The following is a 20,581-nucleotide window of genomic DNA, read 5'->3' on the forward strand; positions in this document are numbered from 1 at the left end:
TTCCTAAAACAATCATTACAGATACCAGCCGACGACTCAAGTAAAAAAGGTGTAACCCGGGATGTCCGCTAATGCTAAGACGAGTCGAGACTTCCTAGAGATTCGACGAACCAGTTCTGCCGAACGCACCTTTCGTCCGAACTATCTCTCCTTCGCCGGTACCTATCAGTGCAATCTGGAATGCCCGCACTGCTGCGTTCCCATCGAATGGAAAGACCGTTTACCGATTGACGTAGCACTTCGTTTTCTCGAAAGCTGCCACGCTCTCGGTATTGGAATTCTAGGGTTCACCGGCGGCGAACCGTTCATTTATCCGGAATTTGTCATCGAAGTTACTCGTCGGGCTGCCGAGCTCGGGTTTCGATTCGACAAAGTTATGACCAACGGCGTCTGGTTCGAAACCCCGGAGGAACTGGAAACGGTACTGACCAATCTCCGAGATGCCGGTTTTCGGGGCAAAATCGGTCTGAGCATCGACAAATTCCACGGCATTCACACGGGAAAACTCGTCGAATTCTGCAAAACCACCCGTCGAATTTTCAATCGGGACAATATTTTGTCGCTTTCGTATGCCAGCCCCTCCCCGGAAAAGGGCTTGGAGCCGATCCGCAAGCTCGCGGAGTCCTTGGATGCGGTGATCGAGTGGTCTGAGGTACTGAATCATTATCTCCTGGTCTCGCTCGATCTGACCATGACGCTGAATTGGAATCATCTGGCCGCGGTCGAACGGGCCGAGAAATTGCCGAGCAAGCCGTGGGACGGGGAATGGTTTGAAGAAGACTATTGCGAAGGACCGGGCCAAGCGTTTATCGTCAATCCTAAAGGGGACGTAAAGCCTTGCTGCGGCTTTGCTTCCGATCTGGATCAGCTGACTATCGGCAATATTCACCACCAAACGGCTCAGGAGATTCTGGAAGCAGGCCGAAATCATCCTTTTGTCGGGCACCTTTTCCGACACGGGCTGTCCTACTTTAAGGACCAGATTTTACAGGAAAAGCCTGAAGCTCTACCCGGCCAAACCAGCAATCATTGCTATTTTTGCTGGCATATCCTGACGCGTGGCTTGGTTCACGGTCTGCCCGGCGGCGGCGGTCAGATCGGCAACTGGACGGGATCTCGAGAAAACGCATTTGGCGAACTTGTGAGCCTGGGAACGACTCTTATTCGTAAGGCGTAGACTATTGGCCGCGAAAGCTTAGAATGCTAGGTACAAAAACGCAGTGAATGCGGCGTTTCACGCACCCGTAGCACAATTGGATAGTGCGTAGCCCTCCGAAGGCTAAGGTTACAGGTTCGACTCCTGTCGGGTGCAGATTCTTAATTCTTGCCCAATCGACACTTGCGTCGATTACAATTCAAAAATTAGAATCCAGATCTACACCCTCCGGGTAAAATTACACCCGACGCAGTTCAAACAAGATGATTCCTCAGAAAAATTCCACAAATAAATAGTTTACTTATTAAGTGAAGCAGACTTACTTTGGTAGAGACAAGTCGAAGGTCATCAAACTTACTATGTTCGGCGGATCGCAGATCTCATTCGCCAGATCAAGAAATTGATTGGCCCCGGCTCGGCACTCTGTAGTTGAAGTTGACTGATGCCGCTTCATCGCCCAGGAGCAGTTTCAATCGGATGATCCTCATCGGATTAGGACTCCCAATTTAAAATCTTATCTAAGTGCATCGCCCTTTACACGCGAAATCATGACTTCGCAGAATTGAAACACTCGCAAGGTCACCCGGCCGCGCGGGCTGTGCTGGCGTTGTTTCAAGACTCCTGAGATTCGCAGGATTTACGCCGCTGGTTCTCCGGGCTGACATCGAGGCCCTTCCGCGAATGGTGGGCTGATGCGAGATCAACAACATGCAACCGATGCGCGGCCTGGCAGTGAAGAAAAGATAGCTGTTCTCGCGAGTCGAGCCGCTCGGGGCGAGCGTCTGTTTCATCCGGAGGATGAGAGGTTGTGATAAGCGAAGAACAAAATTTGAAGCCACCTATTTCGCGGGCCGCTCACGGTGGCCGCGGGTGGGGGAGCCGTCCGGGCGGGGGTCTGGGCGGCTCTTGTTTGCAGCACATTTATGGCGTTTTTTACAGTTCACTAATTACAATGAGCAAGGAGTATCCAAACTGAATTCACTCAGAGAGCTTACTTTATGTCCCCAGGAAGTGCTGCATACGATATAACTCGAGCTGTTGCCGATTCGACCTACGAAAAATTTGGCACACTGGCGAAATACCTCGGTAAGCCGATCGAAGAGTGGCTGCAACCTTGGCTCATGCATCGTAAAGTGAAGTACGAGATGAGAGATAAAATCATAGCGGAAGCGACGAAAGAACAGATTGCTGTAATGCGGCAGGATCACGAATGGAATCTCGAAGATCGCGCTTCCGAGAGATGCCGCAGAGAGGAAATTCGTAGACAGCAAAATATTGAAAATATTGTTGTTAGTAGTGTCGAACAAATCCCTTCGGATCAAACGCCAATACAAATCAACGATGATTGGTCGGCGCAATTTATCGAAAATTGCAAAGATATTTCTGATGAAACGATGCAAAAATTGTGGAGCAAAATATTGGCGGGCGAGCTTAGTAAGCCAGGATCGTGCTCATTGAAAACAATGGCAATATTAAGGACCATGAACAAAAGCGATGCCGAACTATTTTCAACGCTAAAATCATTCGTTTGGGAATCAGCAGAAAGTCAATACATAGTAATTAATTTTGAAAAAATGCGTATATACTCTAACAACGCAATCTTCCAAAATTTTGATTATAATTCTCTAATCGATTTAGAACATTTCGGACTAATCCACTTGAGTACTCCAGCTACAATTATCCAATCTTATAACGAATTTAGTTCCGTAAGTTGGAGATACTTTGACAAATCGATCAAGCTGACAAAACGCAATAGCACTGGCAATCCAACTGGTTCAAATTTGAAAATCGACGTAGGAGAAGTTCATTTAACGAAAAGCGGCAAAGATTTGATGAGGCTTGTAAGTGGGAATCCAATGGATTCCTATATTGAAGCGGCAGTAAAATATTTTCAAAGTAGATTTCTCAATGTCCAATTTGAGCCACAGTCGTCGCCTTGAGCAGAGAATTCAATCACGAACATTTCAGTTTGCTTTAATTCAAACGAGCGAAAAAAGTAGATGCTTCTATATCTTCGGACCTAATTTATCTTGACCCTAAAGTACTGAGCTGGCCTAATAATTCCTGAAATTTCGGAGTATCTTACTTGATCAGGCCTTTCTGCTTCTTTGCTTGCCGTTCCTATCGTTAACTTTCTCGGGTTGAGAGAAACCTCGACTGCTAATTACTTCTTCGAAATTCCGAGCCATTCATGAATCAATGGTGAAAACACGCTCGCTACAGCAGTTATCGTAGCCAGAATTCCAAAAGTAATTGCGACAACTCTATTCCAATAGTTCTGTTCTTTGTTGAACTCCTCTTGTGCTTTAGCCATCTTTGCATTGAAGGATTTTTGGTCTTCAAGTTGAGCAGCGGCCAGTTCAATTTGTTTTCTTTCCCATTGAACTCGGACATGCTCTTTTGCTGTGAAACCAGACATGTAGGGGGTGAACTCTTGGCAGTCTCGCTCTTGGTTCAAAATAAACTTGACGATACCACGGCGATCTAAATCTTTAGGTGCGGAATATTTCTCGCTATCCAGATACACCATGTTTTTAAAACATTCCAAACTTAAGCCTGTGTCCCCAGCCTTACGGTCTCGAAGACTGAATTCCAATTCGACATCTCGTTCTGAATTGTACAAATGACAGAACCCACATTCACCACACTTCACCTTGCGATTCTGTTCTTTTTCTCCGCTCATCGAGGTCTCCGTTTCTATCAAGACGGATCTTTAGGATGTTCCACTATTTCTAAGGGTGAGCGCGATGGTTTCGGTTTCTCAGCAGTACTATTTGACGTGCTGATTGCGGCAATAATGCTCGCAATACTGGCGAACAATGCAAGAGTGCCAAATACTGCGGTCACCACTCGACTCAAAAAATTCGGCTCTTCCGTTTTTAGGCGCAACTCTCGGCGAATCGGTCATTTTGGGATAGATTGCAATTGAGAGTACCCTTTTCCTGGTTCACGGAAGCGCCGATGACGACGACTACCATTGCCATAGACATGGACGTCCCTGCCGGAGTGAGCGTTGGCGAATACGAACGCATCGACGGGGGCCACGCCTTTCACGTGAGTTGGCAGTTGCCCGACAATCTTTGTTGCGAGACTTGCCGGCGTGAGTCTCCGCTTCAATTGGTGGAGAAGAACAAGTTTCTGAGCATCCGCGATCTGGATTTGTGGGGTAAGCCGAGCTTTTTCGTGTACCAGGAGGTGTATCACCGCTGCCCGTCGTGCGGTCACCGTCAATCGCTGTTGCCGCCGTTCAAGCGTCGGGATGTGAAATATACGTTTCGCTTCGAGGAGCAGGTGCTGGTCAGTCTGATCGGGAGCACAGCCGAAGACGTGGCGGTGCGTTTGGGGATCGCCGCGGAAACGGTGGAGCGAATCGTCAAGAACCGGATAGAGGACGCCAAGGCGAAGCAGATCGATCCCCAGCGGAAGATCGAGCGTTTGGGTCTGGATGAGATCAGCCTGCGTAAGGGGCATAAGGGATATGCGACAATATTGACGGACCTGACGAATGCGGAGCGTCCGGAGATTCTGGCTCTGTCCAAGGGTCGTGACGAAGCAGCGGGGCGAGCGTGTTTGGAGCGTTTGTCGGCCGAGCAACGGTCGGCGGTGCGTTGGCATCATACGGACATGAGCGCGGCGTATTTGAAGGCTTGCGGCGTGCATTTACCCAACAGCCAGTCGGTGATAGATCGCTTTCACGTCGCCAAGAAATTGGGTGAGGTGGCGGACGATCTGCGAAAAAAAACTATCGAGCCTACAAGCGAAGTTTGAGCGGGGAAGCCCGCAAGAAGCTGCGTTCTCAGATGCACGACTTCCGGCGTCGTCCCGAGGATTTGAAACCGGAGCAGGTCCAGGCCCTCGAGGATTTGTTCGAGAAGGTGCCTTCGTTGGGAACGATCTACCATCTGCGTTGGGAGGCGACCAAAATCTTCGATAGTGCCCCGAACCGAGCCGAAGCCTCGCGACTGTTGGAAGATTGGATCGTCCAGGCCCGCGAGACCGAGATGGATTGGGAGCCGTTCATCACGATGCTCAAGAATAACTGGGAGGGGATCTTAGCCTACTTCGAGGAACGCAAAAGCAGCGGTCCGGTGGAAGGTCTCAATACCAAGATTCGGGTAGTGCTACGTCGGAGTTATGGAATTCAGAGTCTAACTACGCTCTGGACGAGAGTACTCCTGGACGTGAATTGGGCTGCGAAAAAATTAGGGCCGACCATTGCAGAGATTCGCGGCTTCGTCAACCAGATACAGAAGCATTTCTCTGGATGCTACACCTAGAAACGGAAGAGCCAAAAATTCTGCCTTCTGTTGAACTCGATTTGCTTATCAACAAGTCCCTCATTGAACTCCCGCTGAGTCTTTTCTTTTTCTGCGTTCGCTCGCCTTTCTTCGGCAAGCAATTCCAAAGCCTCTCTTTTTCTCTGTTCCTCACGCTCAAAGGCGTCGTGCCCACGTGGGCCATAACCTGGGATGTAGGAAAAAAATCCGGTGCATTTGCGCGGGTTGTTCAGGATGACTAGAACACGCATGTTTTGATCCCCTTTCAATCCCGATTCGAGTGAGGTTTCCCTCTGGAGACCTGCAAGGCCCTTCATGCAATGAAGCCCGCATCCTTGAGCCAAATATCCTTTCTCTCTGTAGGGTTTAGTCAGTTCGTGATACTCTTGCTTTTCTGCATTATGCTGGCAGCAAAACCCACACTTCATGCACATGACATCAGGCACTTGCTTGACGGTACCCATTATCGGCTCCGCTGACTGTAGGCATTTCAAGGGACTTCGAAGGTAATCATCAGAATTGTAAAGCGCCGGATATGTCTTGACCATCCTCGCTCGATCGCGCACAATCATACCCACTGGCAGTGGGTATTACCCAGTTTTCTCAATGTTTTTGATGCGATTTGCAACGGGCTGAAAAAAGGTAAAAAAAGCAGTTTCTCGAAGAGAAACAGGCGTTTACATATAAAACACACCCAGCATCCATCGGCCTCAAAAACCGATGGTTACAGCTACTCTTTCCGCCCTGTTTATTACAACGTCGGCCCGATCCCCCACGGAGCGAACTCTTCCTCGCCCACCCCGTTGATCTCGCTCTTGGTCTTCTCACCGGAAGCGACCGAGAGAATCTTTTCGAAAATCTCCTTGCCCACTTCTTCGACCGGCACCCCTTCGAGTACTCGCCCGGCGTTGATGTCCATGTCCCCTTCCATGTGCTTATACAGCGGAGAGTTCGTCGCCACCTTGATGCTCGGCGACGGCTTGCAGCCGAACACGGAGCCGCGGCCAGTCGTGAAGACCAGCACGTTCGCCCCCCCAGCGACAATCCCTGTCATACTCACCGGGTCGTATCCAGGAGTATCCATCACCACGAAGCCCTTCTTGGTCACGGGCTCGGCATAGTGGACCACGTCAACCATGGCCGTGCTTCCGGCCTTGGCGATGGCTCCCAGACTTTTTTCGTAAATCGTGGTCAGGCCGCCCTCTTTGTTGCCCACGCTCGGGTTATTGTTGATTTCCACCCCGAAAATGCTGGTATACCACTCCCACCATTTGATGCGTTCGACCAGTTTTTCGCCGACTTCCTTGGTGACCGCCCGACGGGTGAGCAGGTGCTCGGCCCCGTAAATTTCGGTCGTCTCCCCCAGAATCGAGGTTCCCCCCTGCTGAACGATTAAATCGGAAGCGACACCCAAAGCGGGATTGGCGGTCACCCCGGAATTACCGTCCGAGCCGCCGCAGTTGGTTCCAAGAATAATATGTTTCGCATCGACCTGCACCCGGCGGACATCGTTCGCTTTCGGCAACATATCAATGACCGCTTTGACGCCCGCCTCCACCGTTTTGCCGATCCCGCCGCACTCTTGAATCGAAAGCACCAGTGGCTTTTTCTTATCCGCATTTATTTGAATCAGATCCAGATGTTCATTCTCAATCAGGTGTGCGGCCTGACCGGTTTCGCAGCCCAAACCAATCAGAATGTAGGCCGCGACGTTGGGATGCCGGGCGAATCCGGCCAGCGTGCGATCCAACTGTTTATGATCGTCCCCACCGTAAGCCATCGCACAGCCATGTTTGTGAACGATGGGCAGAATGCCATCCACATTGGGGAAATTCTTCAGCACATCCAGGCTGCGAAGCTTCTCCGCGACATATTTGCTGGTTGCGGCCGAACAGTTCACGGTGCTGATAATGGCGATATAGTTGCGAGTACCGTAGCGCAAATGCTCGGGCTTGGAGCTGCCGCGATCGTAGCCCATGAAGGAACGCTGCGTCGCGGGCGGCGGCGGGGGCAACGGCACTTCCGTGGAATAGGCGTAATCGCGCTCGAATTTACCGAGAATCACGTTGTGAACGTGCACGTGTTCACCCGGATGAATATTGCGACCCGCGAAGCCGATCGTCTGACCGTATTTGGTGATCGGGTCGCCTTCCTTGATAGGTTGAACAGCGAATTTGTGACCCATGCGAACGGGTGAGGGGAGCAACAAGGTTACTCCATCGATCTGAATTTTGGTTTCCGCCGGGATATTGCGAATTGCCACGGCCACATTATCCTTGGGCCGCAGATGAATGCCGACTTCTTTAAGAGGAATCGCCGTCATGCCTGAAAACTCCGTTTAGATTGCTTACTATTCAGAGTATGCTCAGAGGCGGCCTATCGGAAGTACTCTCCCAAAAAACATGAATTCTGCGCGAAGCATTCCAGGGGCGAATTCGATCTCTCCCGCAGCTCTCCGAATCGCAATTTTCCGGAAAAGCCTCCCGATAACCGGCTATTTCCTGCAAATCCGGTGGAAAAGCGGCTGGGAGGAAGCCTTTTTCGTCTATCTGTACCGAATAAATCGACCGATCCTGAAAGGTCAAAAAAAATCGGCATTTCGGTTGATAAGGTACGTTGCGAAATCAGTTCTGGTAGGTAGAATTGAGAATTCATGAAAGTCGCTTAAGACTTTTGGGGTGACCATTAACGGCTGTGTGAGGTGGAAGTCGATGGAAAAAGGGCTTTGTATCGGCTCGATGGCCGTCGCCGGGCTTCTTTTGCTCGTCTTCTTACTCGATCTTTTGCTGGGTTTTCCTTTCAGTAGAGCCGGGGGAAGCGGCTTTTCGTCCCCATATTCGCTGGTAGATATCTGTGGTATCCTCGGTAGCGGTATCCTGGGTTATCTGGCCTTCAATGCCTATCAGGACGTGAAATAATTCTTCTTTCTCACAACGTGGTAATTAGCTCGGTCCGATTGTAAAATCAGATAGAGCTAAAACAACCATGTTTATGTCCTTTGCCAATCCGGTATTTCTTTACGGCTTGCCCGCCTTAGCAATCCCCGTCCTCATTCATTTTCTCAATCGCCGAAAATTTGAAATTGTCGACTGGGGAGCCATGCAGTTCCTCCGCATCAGCGATGAGGTACGCCGGCGCAACCGGCTCGATCAACTACTGCTCCTGCTTTTGCGCATGCTGATCCTGGCCCTTTTGCTGATTCTGCTGGCCGGCCCTTCTTTCAAAAGCCGTTGGTTGAGCCGTTTCGCCAAGCAACCCCGGCGCGATCTGGTTCTCATCGTCGATGGCTCCGGCAGCATGGCTCTGCAACAGAACAAACAATCACTTTTGGATCTAGCCCGGGGCAAAGCTCGAAAAATTCTCGAAGATTTCGGTAGCGACGATCGCTTTCAGGTATTGGTCGCCCGGGACGATGTCACTAATCTTTCGCTGCAATGGAACAACTCCTGGAATATCGTCGAAGGGCATCTGAAAAAGGAAATCCCGCACGGTTCCCTTAATATTGTCGCAGCTTATCAACAGGCCAGCGACCTGCTTAAAGGTTCGGTGGCCGAGAAACGGGAGATCCTATTCCTCACCGACGGCCAGAAACACTCGTGGCAGGAACCCAACCTGGTAGCTCGACTGAAGACCATACAGGAAGCGGCCGGGGAAAATGCCCCTCTTCTTCGGATCGAGGATGTAGCGGCTCTGGACGCAGCGAAAATTGCCAATCTGGGTATTACCCGACTGAATACCCGGCGAACTATCGCCCTACCAAAGCAGGAAATCGCGTTCGAAGGCGAGATTCAGGCGACCAACAAAGAAGCGGCCAATTCCCACGTCCGGATTCTGGTTGATCATCGACCCATCGGCGAAGTCCAGGTGGAGAATCTCTCCCCCGGTAAAGCCAAGTTCCATTACACCCATCGCTTCGCAGACACCGGCAGCCATCTGATCGAATTTCGCCTCCCGGCGGATGAATATCCATCCGACGACAACTACGAACTGGCCATTCGCGTCATTCCTCAAATTCATGTGCAGGTGATAGATCCGAAATTCCAGCTGAACGCCGAAGGAAATCCGTCGCTTATCGGGAGCCAGTTTCTTCTGGATGCCCTGGCCCCGATCAAAGACCCTTCCCCATTATTTGCGGTGGAGCGGTTGAAATCCGATACTCGTACCTCCCGTTCGGATAGTTTGGGCAGTACGAGTGCGAAGGTTGAAATCCTCTTCGATCTACCCAGTCCGCCCCAGGCCGATCTGGTCCACTTCGTGCAAAATGGTAACGGCCTGCTGATTGCTCCCGGTGACGATTTCGATCCGAGGAGATGGCGGGAATCGGAACAGGGGCATGCATTACTGCCAGCCCATCCCATCAAAATTCTGGGGAGCGAAACCGACCTGACGACGGCGCCCAGAATCGACCCCAAGTCGCTCGTCCATCCGGTGATGCAACTCTTTGCCAAGAATAGCGAACTCCTCTCCGCCTATTTCCCCAAATACTGGGATCTCTCGACCGAAGGAATCGAATCTGCTCAGGTACTGGCCCGACTGACCAACGGTAAACCATTCCTGGTTGAGAAGAATCTGGGGCTGGGTAAAGTCCTGTTATGCGCCGTTCCCCTCGATAACCGCTGGCGAACCAATCTGACCGACCTCGGAGATTACGTTCGCCTGATGCACGAACTGGTTCTTCACCTGGGTAGCGAATCAGGTTTCGACAATAATCAGCCTGCAGCCAGTGGATTAACATTGCCGGAAAGAATCGCGGCCGATTCGCATATGGCCATCACTATCCCCGGCGGTGAACCGATTCGCGATCGGATGCGGGAAATTCGCGGCAAATTGCGAAGCCTGACACTTCCCGGTATCTATTCGTTTCGCGAAGACAACCAACCGTCGCAGTACGTGGTGCTGCAGGAGAATCGCGCCGAACACCTGCTGACCTACATGAACGAAGCAGATTGGGAACAACTGAAAAGCGCCCTGCCGAATAAATTGTTGCGCAATGAGGAGACGGCGGCAGGCGATACCAGTGCACAGAATCTCTTTTCGCTCCGGCCGATATTTCTGTTGTTGTTGATCCTGTTTTTATTCGGGGAAGCCTGGTTCGCCCGGCGGCATTCCATCGCTTAAATCGAGACTCATGCACTCCATTCTGGCGAGTATCGAAGTTTCCCTCCAGCCAGTCGGCCGCTCCGACATGGCGGTCTGGCTGGCGCTGGCCGGGTTCGTCCTGATCGTTGGAATTCTCACTTTCTCGGTTCGACTGCTTCGGAAGCCGGAATTGACTCTGGTCTCTCGAAACTCCGCTCGGATCCTGCTTCTGTTGCGCGGCGGCATCCTCGGATTACTGGTACTACTTCTGCTTTTTCAGCCGCAATTCCGCAACGTGATTCAAGAGACTATTCCTTCGCACGTACTCGTTGCCCTCGACACCTCCGGAAGCATGAATTTCGCCGATGCTCAGATCTCCGATCGCGAAGCACTGGAATTAGCCGTGGCAGTGGGATTGAAGGTCCCCAACGCGAGCAGCGAGCAACTCCAGAACTGGTTGAAACAGTATACTTCGGGGAATATTCCCAACTCGGTCGAATACCGCAACGCTTTGAAAAGCATCCATGCCTCGAGCCGCGCGGCCATTGCCCAGGCGGTCCTGAAAGAGTCCCCCCTCCAGCTACTCAATCGGCTGAAGCAGGACCACGAAGTTCGCTCGACGCAATTTTCCGATCATCTGGAAGCGGGGGTCGATGCCAAAACCAATCGAGGCGAAACGAATATCAATTTGCCGCTACAAAAATCGCTGCGGGAAGCCAACAACGATCAGGAACGCTGCGTTGGCGTCGTGCTACTGACTGACGGAAGGCAGACCAGCAACGACAACCCTTTGACTCTGGCCGCTGAGCTCAAATCCCGTGGGGTGCCGGTCTATCCGCTCGTCATTGGTTCGCCGACACCGATCCCCGATCTCTCGCTGACATTTGCCCGTGCCATCCCCGCTGTGGCCTTTCAAAAATCGACGGTTCGCGTCGAGGTGAAAGTCCGAGCCTCCGAAATGCCGCGAGGTAAAATTCGTCTCGAACTGACTGGAACTATCGGGGAAAAGAAACCGCGACTGGAGCATCTCCTCGATCACGCCGGCGGTACGCAGGAGTACGATTATATTTTTGAACTTCCAGGGGAGGAGCCGGGCTCTTTCGTCGGTGAAGTTCGGGTCGATTGGACCGGTCCGGAAAAGGAAGCAATTCTTAGCAATAATCAAATGCCGGTACGCTTCCAGGTCGTTCAGGACAAGGCCCGCGTCTTATTCATTGATTCGGAGATGCGTTACGAGTCGCACTACCTTCAGACGGCCCTGCTCCGCGATGAGAGCATTCAACTGAAAACCATCCTGCTCAATCCGCCGCGCATCGGGGCCTTAACCGAAGAGGGGCTGAAGGAACAGGGCTACGCCGATACGAAAATCCCTGCCGATTTTGCCGAACTGATGAGCTACGATTGCCTGATCATCGGCGATGTCGATTTCCGGCAACTGGATCCCAAAACGAAAAACTGGCTCGAACGTTATCTGACGGAACGAGGCGGCACCGTGGTGTTAGTCGCTGGGAAAAAAGCGATGCCGATGGGCGCGCGGTCTTCGCTGGGGGAACCTATGGATCCCGTCCTGGAACGCATCCTTCCGATCATGGCCCCCCGCGAGATTCGCGACGAGGAAGGCTTCTCGATGCAGTTAACCAGCGAAGGTCAGCAGCGCGGCTACCTGCAGCTCGATAACGACATCCGGCGAAATGACTTTCGCTGGCAGCAATTGCCGCGCAGCTATTGGGGAGTCGTGGGCAAATGCAAACCGAGCGCGATCTCGCTGGCCTACGTCATGCCCCGACTCGATCCGGCGGGCACCAATATCCCGAAACTCGACGAAATCCAACGTAACAATGCCATTCTGGTTCGACAGAACATAGGCTTCGGCAAAGTGCTGTTTCTGGGTATCGATAGCACCTGGCGCTGGCGGTATCGCGAGGGGGATGCCACCCAATTTCGCTTCTGGGGACAATTAATTCGCTGGGCCGCCAGCGATCGACCGTTGAGTGCGGGAAACGAATTTCTGCGCTTTGGAGTTCGCGAACCGCTCGCCGGAACGGAGCAGCCGCCCGAGATCATCCTGCGTTTGACCGAGGTGACCCTCAAGCAGGCCAACATTACTCAGGTTCGGGTTCGAGTCAACAAAGCGGGTGAGAAATCGGAACTGAAAATCATCGATCTGAAGCAGCAGGCAGGAAATCCCCGCGAATGGCGGGCGCCGGTGATCGACTTACCGGTCGGTAAGTTCGAGATCGAACCGCTGGTGCCGGAGTTGAATAGTTCTCTGGTTCAATCCGATGGCACGCCATTGAAATGCAGTTATGAAGTCTTCGCACCCATCCCCAAGGAGGACCGGGAATTGTCCGCTGACTTCGAACTGATGAAGACGCTGGCCGAGTCGACCGGCGGCAACGCCTTCTGGGCGAAGGATGCGGATCAACTTCCCGCACTCCTGAAAAATCTTTCGGCCACCCGGGAAACGGTTCAGACCTGGAACCTGGCCGATTCCTGGTGGCTCTTCGGTGTGATACTGTTCCTGCTCACAGTTGAATGGTCTCTCCGAAAGTGGCTCGGACTGGCTTGACCGAACTTGCTTGGGATATTGATCTGCGGCACGTTATTCCGCGGATGATTGTGCTTGCTCCGCGTCAGATAGATGCCTAGCCCAACAATCGCCAGAATGATGACTACCAGCCGAATGATCTTCCAGATACTATAAGGTCGGAAGCCTTTCACTTCGCCGGTGCGCCCGTTCACCAGCACCTGATAATTGTTTTCATTGAATCGGTACGACGCCATCCAGACGGGCAGCAACAGATGCTTGAACGAGATTCCCATGTAGTTGGTCTGGCGGTGCAGCAGCTGCTGCTCGTCGCCGCCGATGTCCCGTTTGCACAGGGCGACCAGATGGTTCTCCATGATGTTCTTGGCCAACTGGAAACCTTCGGGCAACTCGATGGTATACCGCTCTGTTTTAAATCCGCTCAGAAAATCGGGAGTGAAAGGCACCAGGTGTTCGAGATCCCAGGAAATTAATCCATCGACGAGTTTCTGCGGCAATCTTCTCGAAGAACAAATTAGTACATCGTCGAAGAAATGCTCTATCTCCCCGGAAACGAAGGTCCAGTCCACTCGTGTAACAGTCCGCGATTTCCCGTCTGAATCAGTTTCCGATACTGTGTAGCGCACGCCACGACGGCCATCGTAATAGGTGTGGGTCATTGCGTCGTATGTGAAATACGGTAGATAGATCCCCTGCAACTGGCCGATGTTGGCGAGATCTTTTAACGCGTTGGGGGCAAACCAGAGAGATTTTACCCATTCCTGAAACTTGTTGATGGCATCCCGGTTGGAAACGGCAAACGGGAGGACCGATTCCGGCAGAATAACTTCATCCGCCTTTTGAGGCAGATTTTCCAGGTGAGTATGACAGTAGGGACACTGGTCGGCGACGATCTTGTCGTCAAAAGTCACCATCGCGCCGCAGCCGGTACATTTCACCTGAACGGCTTTGTCCCCTAGCGAACCCTTCTTCTGTTGTTCCAGCTTTTTAAGATAAGCTTCATAATCTCGTTCTTCGACTTTTTCCGTCGATTTCACAGGGATTTTATCGATGTGCCCGCAGTAGGGGCACTTCAGAGCTTTGGCTTCCGGATCGTACTCCATCCGAGCGCCGCACTCCACGCAAGGATACTTCCGATCGGTAGAGGGTTTGGCGGGACCACCCGGCGAGGGGGGCGGATTGAGCGATGCGGCGGCCACGCCTCCCGCCACATTGCCTGCCGATTTCCCGCCGGGGCCAGACTTAGGAATCTCCGGCGGAGGTTGTACGGGGAAAGTCGAATCGGAAGGCAAGGGAGGAGGATTCATACGGCTAGCCTGTATCCCAGAGTTTCGCGAGCAGTGGGACGGAATGGCTTCCAAGCCATCCCGCGAAGAAATATCAATCTGTATTTCGTATTACTGAGGTAGTGGTGGAGGTACAGTCGCGAAAAATGGCGTAAATTCCGGGACCGTCGAAGCGGCTACCCATCCTGCCATACCTTGCTTCCAAACCAGCGTATCGCGGGTTATGGTCCCTTCCTTCACTTTGCTAGCCAGTGTGGCAGCATCGTATGGCCCCGTCTGAGCGCCATTGACAGCGACGAAGAAAGCCACGGCGGTTGGCAGCGGCGGAGGAACGACGTTGGTCGTCGCCACATGGCCAGCGGCCCCCGGTTGCAACGAGTTACCCATGGCGTTAGCCATCGCGACTCCGGCCCCCAAGCCCGCCCCAACGCCTGCAATTCCTCCTGGGTTGTTCGCGGCATCTCCGATAGCCACGCCCGTCTGAAATTTGGTGAACTGATCCAGGTTACCCAGCACGGCCATACTGGATCGCTTGTCGAGCATCTGTTCCACTTCGGGTGGCAAACTGATGTTCTCAACGAAGAATTGGGTAACAGTAAGGCCCATGCCCTGCAGTTCCGGGGTGATCCGTTCGCGGGCCAGGCTGCTGATCTTCTCGTAATTCCCGGCGAGATCCAGCATCGGGATCTTGGAGGAACCCAGAATGTCAACGAAGCGAGACACAATGTTATTGCGGAGCTGATTGGCAATTTCGAAGGTTTCGAAGGAGGGGTCCGTGGCCACCAGTTCCCGCATGAACACTGCGGCGTCTGTCACCCGAAATGCATAGGTGCCGAAAGCCCGGATGCGAATGGGACCGAACTCCGGATCGCGTAGCATTACCGGATTCTGCGTGCCCCACTTCTTATCTGTCCACTGTCGGGTCGAGATAAAATAGACTTCCGCCTTGAACGGAGAATTGAAGCCGTATTTCCAACCTTTGAGGGTGGCCAGAATCGGCAGGTTCTTGGTTTCGAGGGTGTACATGCCGGGCTGGAAAACATCTGCGATTTTTCCTTCACTGACGAAGACGGCATTTTGACCTTCCCGGACGGTCAACTTCGCGCCATTTTTGATTTCGTTCTTGTAGCGCGGGAATCGATAAGCCAGAATGTCGTTCTGAGCGGGCTCAGTCCATTCGATAATATCGATAAATTCGCCGGCCAACTTGTCAAAAATGCCCATATTCACTCTCCGCAATTGAAATTTTTGCTTATTCTGCACGGATCGCGTCATTTTTTCAAACAAATACTTGGAGAGTATTTCGAAGTGGTGCGGAGAAATTTAAAAGTTTGCGAAGGGAATTACAAATCGGGGAATTTCCAACCGGTTTGGCCGGGCGAGGGCCGCCCGAGCCGAAATCTCAGCGGGTTTATTAGCGGTTATTTGGACCGAAGGGATTGGTGTAGTTGCTGGAGGCATTCTGAGTGTCTTGCGGCAGGGCATAGCGATCCCGACCGCGGCGCTGTTGTTCGTCCATCGTAAACAAAGGATCATCCGGTTTGTCGGTTCGTTTCATATTTTCGAAGGGACCGGTGGTACCTTTGCAACCCGCCAGACAGATGAAACCGAGCAGGATGAAACGTCGCATAGGAAATCCTCGCTTTAAATATCCTACCCATATTATCGCCGTTATTTTCGAAATCGCTTTCATACGGTTTGCACCTTCGGTGCCGTTTTTTTTTAAATGTGCCTTAAATTCGGAAGACTTTACCCAGGCGAATTTTCTGGAAAAGCGGAATAAACCGGAAACCTCGCGAATGCGAACCCAATTGGATAGGCAAGCCCGCCATCGTGTAATATAGTTTTCATTACCAATCTGGCGGTACCTTCGCCGTTGAGCTTGGCTCGCCTACCGTTCCCGCTGACCCGGCACCCTCGCCAGTTGCGGTTCCCATGAACCTGTTTGTACCCCCGGATCATGCGCCAACGCGTTGAATACCCCGACGATTTTTTTGCCGATACCCGCATGTCCTTCGGCGATCACATCGAAGAACTGCGCACCCGGATGCTTAACGCCCTTAAAGCGTTGATGTTCTGCATGTGCATCGGTTTCGTTCTCGATGGCATCGGCACCCAACTCGATCTGCCCTGGTTCGGACTCGGCCGACCGGTCCTGGCAATGATTCAGCAGCCGGTCGAAGACGCCATGCAGAATTTTTACAACGAACGCATCTGGGATGAGTCGGAGAAACTCCGCCCCGTTCCCACCACCTGGGAAGAACGCCGGGAAAGAGAGCAAGAAAGAAAGAAGTTTCTAAGCTCGCGCTTGAACCTGCAAAACGACAAATCGGTCGAAGCGGCCAAAGAAGTCAACAACTTCAGCCCGTTGGTGATTCGAATCCCCCGGGAAGAATTGCTGAAAAAGCGCGATCAAAAGTCGGATTCGGATACCATTGATATCACCGTCCAGATTCCGCCTTTGGATCTGGCGATTCTGCTGACTCAGGCAACGAATAAAATCGGCAAGAGCCATGCTTTGGCTACCATGAGTGCCCAGGAAGCATTTCTGGTCTACGTCAAAGTGACCCTCCTGTGCGGCGTCATTCTCGCTTCCCCGATAATATTCTGGCAGTTCTGGGCATTCGTCGGAGCGGGACTTTATCCCCACGAACGGGAGTACGTGAATAAATTTCTCCCTTTCAGTCTGGGCCTTTTCATCGGCGGGGTAATTCTTTGCCAAGTTTGGGTGATTCCCGGCACCGTAAAAGGGCTGCTCGCTTTCAATTCCTGGCTCGGTCTCGATCCCGACTTGCGTTTGAGCGAATGGCTGAATCTGGCCTTGCTCTTACCTCTCGTCTTCGGCCTTTCCTTTCAGACGCCCTTGGTAATGCTGGCCTTGAACCAAATTGGCCTGCTTTCAGTGGAGGATTATCTGGCCAAATGGCGACACGCCGTGATGCTGCTCACCGTTTTTGCCGTGGTGGTCTCTCCCTCGCCGGATGTGGTCACGATGCTTTATCTGCTCATTCCCATGATCGCGCTCTACTTCCTGGGGATCTATCTGTGCAAGTTATTCCCGCAACCGGATTGGTTAAGCCCCGAACCAGGATCGGAAGAGTCGAGAGAGGTCGCCGTTTAATTTAGGCGCGGCGAATATAATTGCAGAATGAAGATTGGCAAAGTTTATCTCGTGGGAGCGGGCCCGGGCGATCCGGACCTACTGACTCTTAAAGCAAAACGGCTTCTGGATCAGGCAGATTTCGTTCTCTATGATCAGTTGCTCTCCCCCGAGGTATTGCGACTCATCCCTTCCTCCGCTCAGGCTCAGGCCGTGGAATCACTGCCCGGCAAACATCCGGAACGTTTCCACTCGATCTACCAGAGCCTGATTGAGCATGCTCAAGCTGGACAACAAGTCGTCCGGCTCAAGAGCGGCGACCCGATGATTTTTGGGAGGGTCGGCGAAGAGACGGAAGCCCTTCGCAAAGCGGGCATTCCATACGAAATTGTCCCTGGAGTGACCGCCGCTCTGGCCGCGGGGGCTTACCTCGAAATCCCTTTGACCCATCGACTGCATTCCAGTCTGCTGACCATCGTGACCGGCCACGAATGCACGGCCAAAGGAAATAGTTCGCTCGACTGGGATAACCTCGCGACCAATCGGGGAACTCTGGCCTTCTATATGGGCGTCAGCCGGCTAGCGAGTATTGCCGACAATTTGATCGCTCATGGCAAATCACCTGACACCCCTTGTGCCGTGATTCACCGCGCAACCTGGAGTCGGCAACGGACAATCCGTGCTCCTCTGCAGGCGATCGCCGATCAGGTCCAGGCGGCGTCGCTGGAAGCGCCCGCGATTCTCCTGGTCGGCGAAGTGGTGGGACTTGGGGAAATCGAAGGTTGGTTCGAGGAAAAACCCTTGCTCGGTCAACGTATTCTGGTCACCCGTCCCCTCCCTCAGGCCGAGGAGTTAGCCAGACTCCTTCGGGACCGAGGGGCCGAGCCGGTAATTTGCCCACTCATTGAAATCGCAGAGCCCGCTTCCTTCCATGCTCTGGATGAACTGATTCACCGTTTAAATTCTCCACCGGTAGCCGCGGCAAAACCCTGGCTGATTTTCACCAGCATTAATGGCGTGGAACGTTTCGCCCAACGCTATCGAACGCTTGGCTACGATGCTCGGACCTTTGGCTCCAGCCGTATCGCGGCCATCGGCAAACGAACCGCTCAGGCGCTCGGCCAGCTTGGCTTGAAAACAGACATCGTGTCCGAAAACGACTCGAGTTCAGAAGCCTTGCTACCGCTTCTAAAAACCGCAGTTTTAGGTTCTCAGGTCTACCTTTGTCAGGCCGAGGAGGGCCGAGAGTTACTGCTTGAAGAGCTTTCAAAGTTGACGCAGATCACCAAAGTGCCGGTCTATAGCCAGCGACCGATCGAAAAGGTCGATCTATCCAAGCTTGAGTTCGATGTGGCGATTCTCACCAGTCCGCAACTTGCTAGATTGTTCCTGCAAAAATGCACTCCGGAAATTCTTCAGAAAACCCGCGACGGGAGGATTACTCTGGCGGTCAATTCCCAACGTTCGCGAGCCATTTTCGCGGAGGCAGGACTTCCGGTGCGATTCCAATCAGCACAGCCTGACATGGAATCGGTTGTGCAGAGCCTGCAAGTAGAAAAGGCTGAAGTGAACTATCGATTCTGATTAAAAAACTGAAGGATAGTCTTCGCTTCGTCGTAACCCAGATTCGCTGCCTTTCTGAACAACGATAGGGCTTCCTTTTCGTCCTTCTCGACCCCCCATCCTTCCATATACATCTTCCCCAAACTTGTCATCGATTCAGGTTCGTTGTTTTTGATCTCTAACTTGTACTGTTCGGCAGCGCCGCGCCGTAATTTTAACGCTTCTTCTCGATTTTTTTCTACTCCCAGGCCATGTTCGTATCTGATTGCAAGTTGATTCATCGCGTCGGGTTCATTGAGTTCTACCGCTTTTTTCAGCCATCTTAGGGCTTCTCTGTCGTCAACATCTGTTCCTTTTCCCTCTTCGAAAAAATTGGCAAGCCATGTCATTGCTTTTCTTTCTTTCCTTTCAGCGGCACGAAGAAACCATTTCAAAGCTTCTTTTTCATCGACTTCTACTCCGAAACCCTGTGCGTGGAGCAGACCTATACCATACATGCATTTCGACTGTCCCACTTCAGCCCCTTTTTTGAACCAACTGAAAGCCTCTCTATAATTTTTTTCGACACCTATTCCCGCAGCATAGAACATCCCCAACCGTCCGAAAGCTTCCGCGTTATTCGCTTCCCCGGCTTTCAAAAGCCATTTGAAAGCCTCTTGCGGATTCTGCGAGTCGTCTTGATTGTTAAAATAAAAAAAAGCCATGTTAAGCATGGCATTACTATTACCAATTTCGCAAGCCTTCTGAAGCAATTGAAACGCAGCTCTTGAATCCTTATGGAGGCCATTTTTTCCTAAAAAGTACCAAAGCCCCAATGCAGTCATTGCATCGGAAGATCCCATCTCTGCCGCTTTCTTACACCATTTCAAAGTATCTTTTTCGCTTTTTTCCGTTCCTACTCCGTTTTGGAAATTGATTGACAGAGCATAGGCCGCGTCTGGATTCCCAAGCTCTACAGCCTTGTAATACCACTTGAACGCCAATTTCAAATCTTTGTTTACAATGACGCCATTCTCATAGCTTATTGCCAAAGCGTAAGCCGCTTGAGGATCATCGAATGCGGCTGCTTTCGAATAAAGTTTGAAAGCTTCTTTCACATCTTTTGGTACGATTCTACCTTCTTCGTAGAGCCACCCCAGCTGGTAGATCGCTGCTGGAAGACCAGCCTTGGCAGCTTGACGATAATAACTGAGAGCTTTGACTGGATTTTTTTCGATTGAATAGCCTTCTGCCAGACAGCAGGCAAAAAGATATGCAGCGAAAGGCGATTCTTTTTCCGCGCCGGTTTTCCATTGTCCGATTCTCTCAGGCGCTTGCTCTTCAAAAAACTTCTTCGAACTTCCGAAAGTTTTTTGGAGTTCTTTAGAGTGTTTGAATTCTTCCTCGAAGACATCCTTCTTAGGCCGAGGAGCCGATTCGGCGTTGCTCTGTGCCAGTAGGAAGCTTTCCGTCGAGATAAAATGAATGAGACTGATAAAAATAATCCATCGCATGGCTTGTCTACTCGCACAGGCGCAAGAAATTTTCGGGATCGTAATTCAAAAAAGGAGTCTCAGCAAGTGGAATCCGTGC

Annotated in this window: 16 protein-coding genes and 1 tRNA gene; 10 read left to right on the forward strand and 7 right to left on the reverse strand. The window is 51.9% G+C overall.

What is annotated here, in order from left to right:
- Positions 1 to 61 precede the first annotated feature (61 nt).
- The 3 genes from KIH39_RS12690 (at position 62) to KIH39_RS12700 (ending at position 3,096) form a co-directional block, all read left to right on the forward strand.
- Positions 62 to 1,177, forward strand: coding sequence for a radical SAM protein (locus KIH39_RS12690; RefSeq protein WP_213499996.1), 1,116 nt, complete (start codon positions 62 to 64; stop codon positions 1,175 to 1,177).
- 61 nt (positions 1,178 to 1,238) lie between these two features.
- Positions 1,239 to 1,312 (forward strand) — tRNA-Arg (locus KIH39_RS12695).
- 842 nt (positions 1,313 to 2,154) lie between these two features.
- Positions 2,155 to 3,096: a DUF2806 domain-containing protein gene (locus KIH39_RS12700; protein WP_213499998.1), complete on the forward strand. Its 942-nt coding sequence runs from the start codon at positions 2,155 to 2,157 to the stop codon at positions 3,094 to 3,096.
- A gap of 224 nt (positions 3,097 to 3,320) precedes the next feature.
- Here KIH39_RS12700 and KIH39_RS12705 read toward each other — a convergent pair whose 3' ends face one another.
- Complete coding sequence (locus KIH39_RS12705; RefSeq protein WP_213500000.1) at positions 3,321 to 3,839, reverse strand: hypothetical protein; 519 nt, start codon at positions 3,837 to 3,839, stop codon at positions 3,321 to 3,323.
- A 278-nt stretch (positions 3,840 to 4,117) separates the two neighbouring features.
- On the opposite strand from KIH39_RS12705, the gene KIH39_RS26815 reads away from it, so the two are divergent.
- Together KIH39_RS26815 and KIH39_RS26820 are read left to right on the forward strand one after the other, a co-directional pair.
- On the forward strand, positions 4,118 to 4,924 hold the full coding sequence (locus KIH39_RS26815) for a transposase (RefSeq protein ID WP_213500002.1): 807 nt from the start codon (positions 4,118 to 4,120) through the stop codon (positions 4,922 to 4,924).
- The gene (locus KIH39_RS26820; RefSeq protein WP_213500009.1) at positions 4,921 to 5,433 is read left to right on the forward strand and encodes a transposase; all 513 of its coding nucleotides are present in this window, start codon (positions 4,921 to 4,923) and stop codon (positions 5,431 to 5,433) included. The genes KIH39_RS26815 and KIH39_RS26820 overlap by 4 nt, the downstream gene beginning before the upstream one ends.
- Here the strand turns inward: KIH39_RS26820 and KIH39_RS12720 are convergent.
- Positions 5,430 to 5,897 carry a hypothetical protein gene (locus KIH39_RS12720; protein ID WP_213500011.1) on the reverse strand — a complete coding sequence of 156 codons (468 nt, stop codon included), beginning with the start codon at positions 5,895 to 5,897 and terminating at the stop codon, positions 5,430 to 5,432. The two genes, KIH39_RS26820 and KIH39_RS12720, sit on opposite strands and share 4 nt — an antisense overlap.
- A gap of 287 nt (positions 5,898 to 6,184) precedes the next feature.
- Complete coding sequence (locus tag KIH39_RS12725) at positions 6,185 to 7,756, reverse strand: UxaA family hydrolase (RefSeq protein WP_213500013.1); 1,572 nt, start codon at positions 7,754 to 7,756, stop codon at positions 6,185 to 6,187.
- 388 nt (positions 7,757 to 8,144) lie between these two features.
- Here KIH39_RS12725 and KIH39_RS12730 point away from each other — a divergent pair, with 388 nt between their 5' ends.
- From KIH39_RS12730 to KIH39_RS12740, 3 genes are all read left to right on the forward strand, one after another.
- Entirely contained in the window at positions 8,145 to 8,351 is a 207-nt protein-coding gene (locus KIH39_RS12730) for a hypothetical protein (RefSeq protein ID WP_213500015.1), read from the forward strand.
- Positions 8,352 to 8,418: 67 nt separating this feature from the next.
- Positions 8,419 to 10,551: a BatA domain-containing protein gene (locus tag KIH39_RS12735; RefSeq protein WP_213500017.1), complete on the forward strand. Its 2,133-nt coding sequence runs from the start codon at positions 8,419 to 8,421 to the stop codon at positions 10,549 to 10,551.
- A gap of 10 nt (positions 10,552 to 10,561) precedes the next feature.
- On the forward strand, positions 10,562 to 13,081 hold the full coding sequence (locus tag KIH39_RS12740) for a vWA domain-containing protein (RefSeq protein WP_213500019.1): 2,520 nt from the start codon (positions 10,562 to 10,564) through the stop codon (positions 13,079 to 13,081).
- On the opposite strand, the gene KIH39_RS12745 is transcribed toward KIH39_RS12740, so the two are convergent.
- From KIH39_RS12745 to KIH39_RS12755, 3 genes are all read right to left on the reverse strand, one after another.
- The gene (locus KIH39_RS12745; protein WP_213500021.1) at positions 12,982 to 14,367 is read right to left on the reverse strand and encodes a hypothetical protein; all 1,386 of its coding nucleotides are present in this window, start codon (positions 14,365 to 14,367) and stop codon (positions 12,982 to 12,984) included. The genes KIH39_RS12740 and KIH39_RS12745 overlap by 100 nt on opposite strands.
- A gap of 90 nt (positions 14,368 to 14,457) precedes the next feature.
- Positions 14,458 to 15,570, reverse strand: coding sequence for an SPFH domain-containing protein (locus KIH39_RS12750; protein ID WP_213500023.1), 1,113 nt, complete (start codon positions 15,568 to 15,570; stop codon positions 14,458 to 14,460).
- 190 nt (positions 15,571 to 15,760) lie between these two features.
- Entirely contained in the window at positions 15,761 to 15,976 is a 216-nt protein-coding gene (locus tag KIH39_RS12755) for a hypothetical protein (protein ID WP_213500025.1), read from the reverse strand.
- Between the two features lie 330 nt (positions 15,977 to 16,306).
- On the opposite strand from KIH39_RS12755, the gene tatC reads away from it, so the two are divergent.
- Together tatC and cobA are read left to right on the forward strand one after the other, a co-directional pair.
- The gene (gene tatC, locus KIH39_RS12760; protein ID WP_213500027.1) at positions 16,307 to 17,467 is read left to right on the forward strand and encodes a twin-arginine translocase subunit TatC; all 1,161 of its coding nucleotides are present in this window, start codon (positions 16,307 to 16,309) and stop codon (positions 17,465 to 17,467) included.
- Positions 17,468 to 17,494: 27 nt separating this feature from the next.
- Positions 17,495 to 19,030 (forward strand): uroporphyrinogen-III C-methyltransferase, encoded by a 1,536-nt coding sequence (gene cobA / locus KIH39_RS12765; protein ID WP_213500030.1) that lies wholly within the window; start codon positions 17,495 to 17,497, stop codon positions 19,028 to 19,030.
- Here cobA and KIH39_RS12770 read toward each other — a convergent pair.
- On the reverse strand, positions 19,018 to 20,502 hold the full coding sequence (locus tag KIH39_RS12770) for a tetratricopeptide repeat protein (RefSeq protein WP_213500031.1): 1,485 nt from the start codon (positions 20,500 to 20,502) through the stop codon (positions 19,018 to 19,020). The genes cobA and KIH39_RS12770 overlap by 13 nt on opposite strands.
- Positions 20,503 to 20,581 lie beyond the last annotated feature (79 nt).

The sequence above is a fragment of the Telmatocola sphagniphila genome (genome assembly GCF_018398935.1).
Classification (GTDB): domain Bacteria; phylum Planctomycetota; class Planctomycetia; order Gemmatales; family Gemmataceae; genus Telmatocola; species Telmatocola sphagniphila.

Bases quoted from the DNA above. Each gene is read 5' to 3' on its own strand.
- KIH39_RS12690 (WP_213499996.1), top strand. From the start codon at position 62: ATGTCCGCTAATGCTAAGACGAGTCGAGACTTCCTAGAGATTCGACGA.
- KIH39_RS12700 (WP_213499998.1), top strand. From the start codon at position 2,155: ATGTCCCCAGGAAGTGCTGCATACGATATAACTCGAGCTGTTGCCGAT.
- KIH39_RS12705 (WP_213500000.1), bottom strand. From the start codon at position 3,839: ATGAGCGGAGAAAAAGAACAGAATCGCAAGGTGAAGTGTGGTGAATGT.
- KIH39_RS26815 (WP_213500002.1), top strand. From the start codon at position 4,118: ATGACGACGACTACCATTGCCATAGACATGGACGTCCCTGCCGGAGTG.
- KIH39_RS12720 (WP_213500011.1), bottom strand. From the start codon at position 5,897: ATGGGTACCGTCAAGCAAGTGCCTGATGTCATGTGCATGAAGTGTGGG.
- KIH39_RS12725 (WP_213500013.1), bottom strand. From the start codon at position 7,756: ATGACGGCGATTCCTCTTAAAGAAGTCGGCATTCATCTGCGGCCCAAG.
- KIH39_RS12730 (WP_213500015.1), top strand. From the start codon at position 8,145: ATGGAAAAAGGGCTTTGTATCGGCTCGATGGCCGTCGCCGGGCTTCTT.
- KIH39_RS12735 (WP_213500017.1), top strand. From the start codon at position 8,419: ATGTTTATGTCCTTTGCCAATCCGGTATTTCTTTACGGCTTGCCCGCC.
- KIH39_RS12740 (WP_213500019.1), top strand. From the start codon at position 10,562: ATGCACTCCATTCTGGCGAGTATCGAAGTTTCCCTCCAGCCAGTCGGC.
- KIH39_RS12745 (WP_213500021.1), bottom strand. From the start codon at position 14,367: ATGAATCCTCCTCCCTTGCCTTCCGATTCGACTTTCCCCGTACAACCT.
- KIH39_RS12750 (WP_213500023.1), bottom strand. From the start codon at position 15,570: ATGGGCATTTTTGACAAGTTGGCCGGCGAATTTATCGATATTATCGAA.
- KIH39_RS12755 (WP_213500025.1), bottom strand. From the start codon at position 15,976: ATGCGACGTTTCATCCTGCTCGGTTTCATCTGTCTGGCGGGTTGCAAA.
- tatC (WP_213500027.1), top strand. From the start codon at position 16,307: ATGCGCCAACGCGTTGAATACCCCGACGATTTTTTTGCCGATACCCGC.
- cobA (WP_213500030.1), top strand. From the start codon at position 17,495: ATGAAGATTGGCAAAGTTTATCTCGTGGGAGCGGGCCCGGGCGATCCG.
- KIH39_RS12770 (WP_213500031.1), bottom strand. From the start codon at position 20,502: ATGCGATGGATTATTTTTATCAGTCTCATTCATTTTATCTCGACGGAA.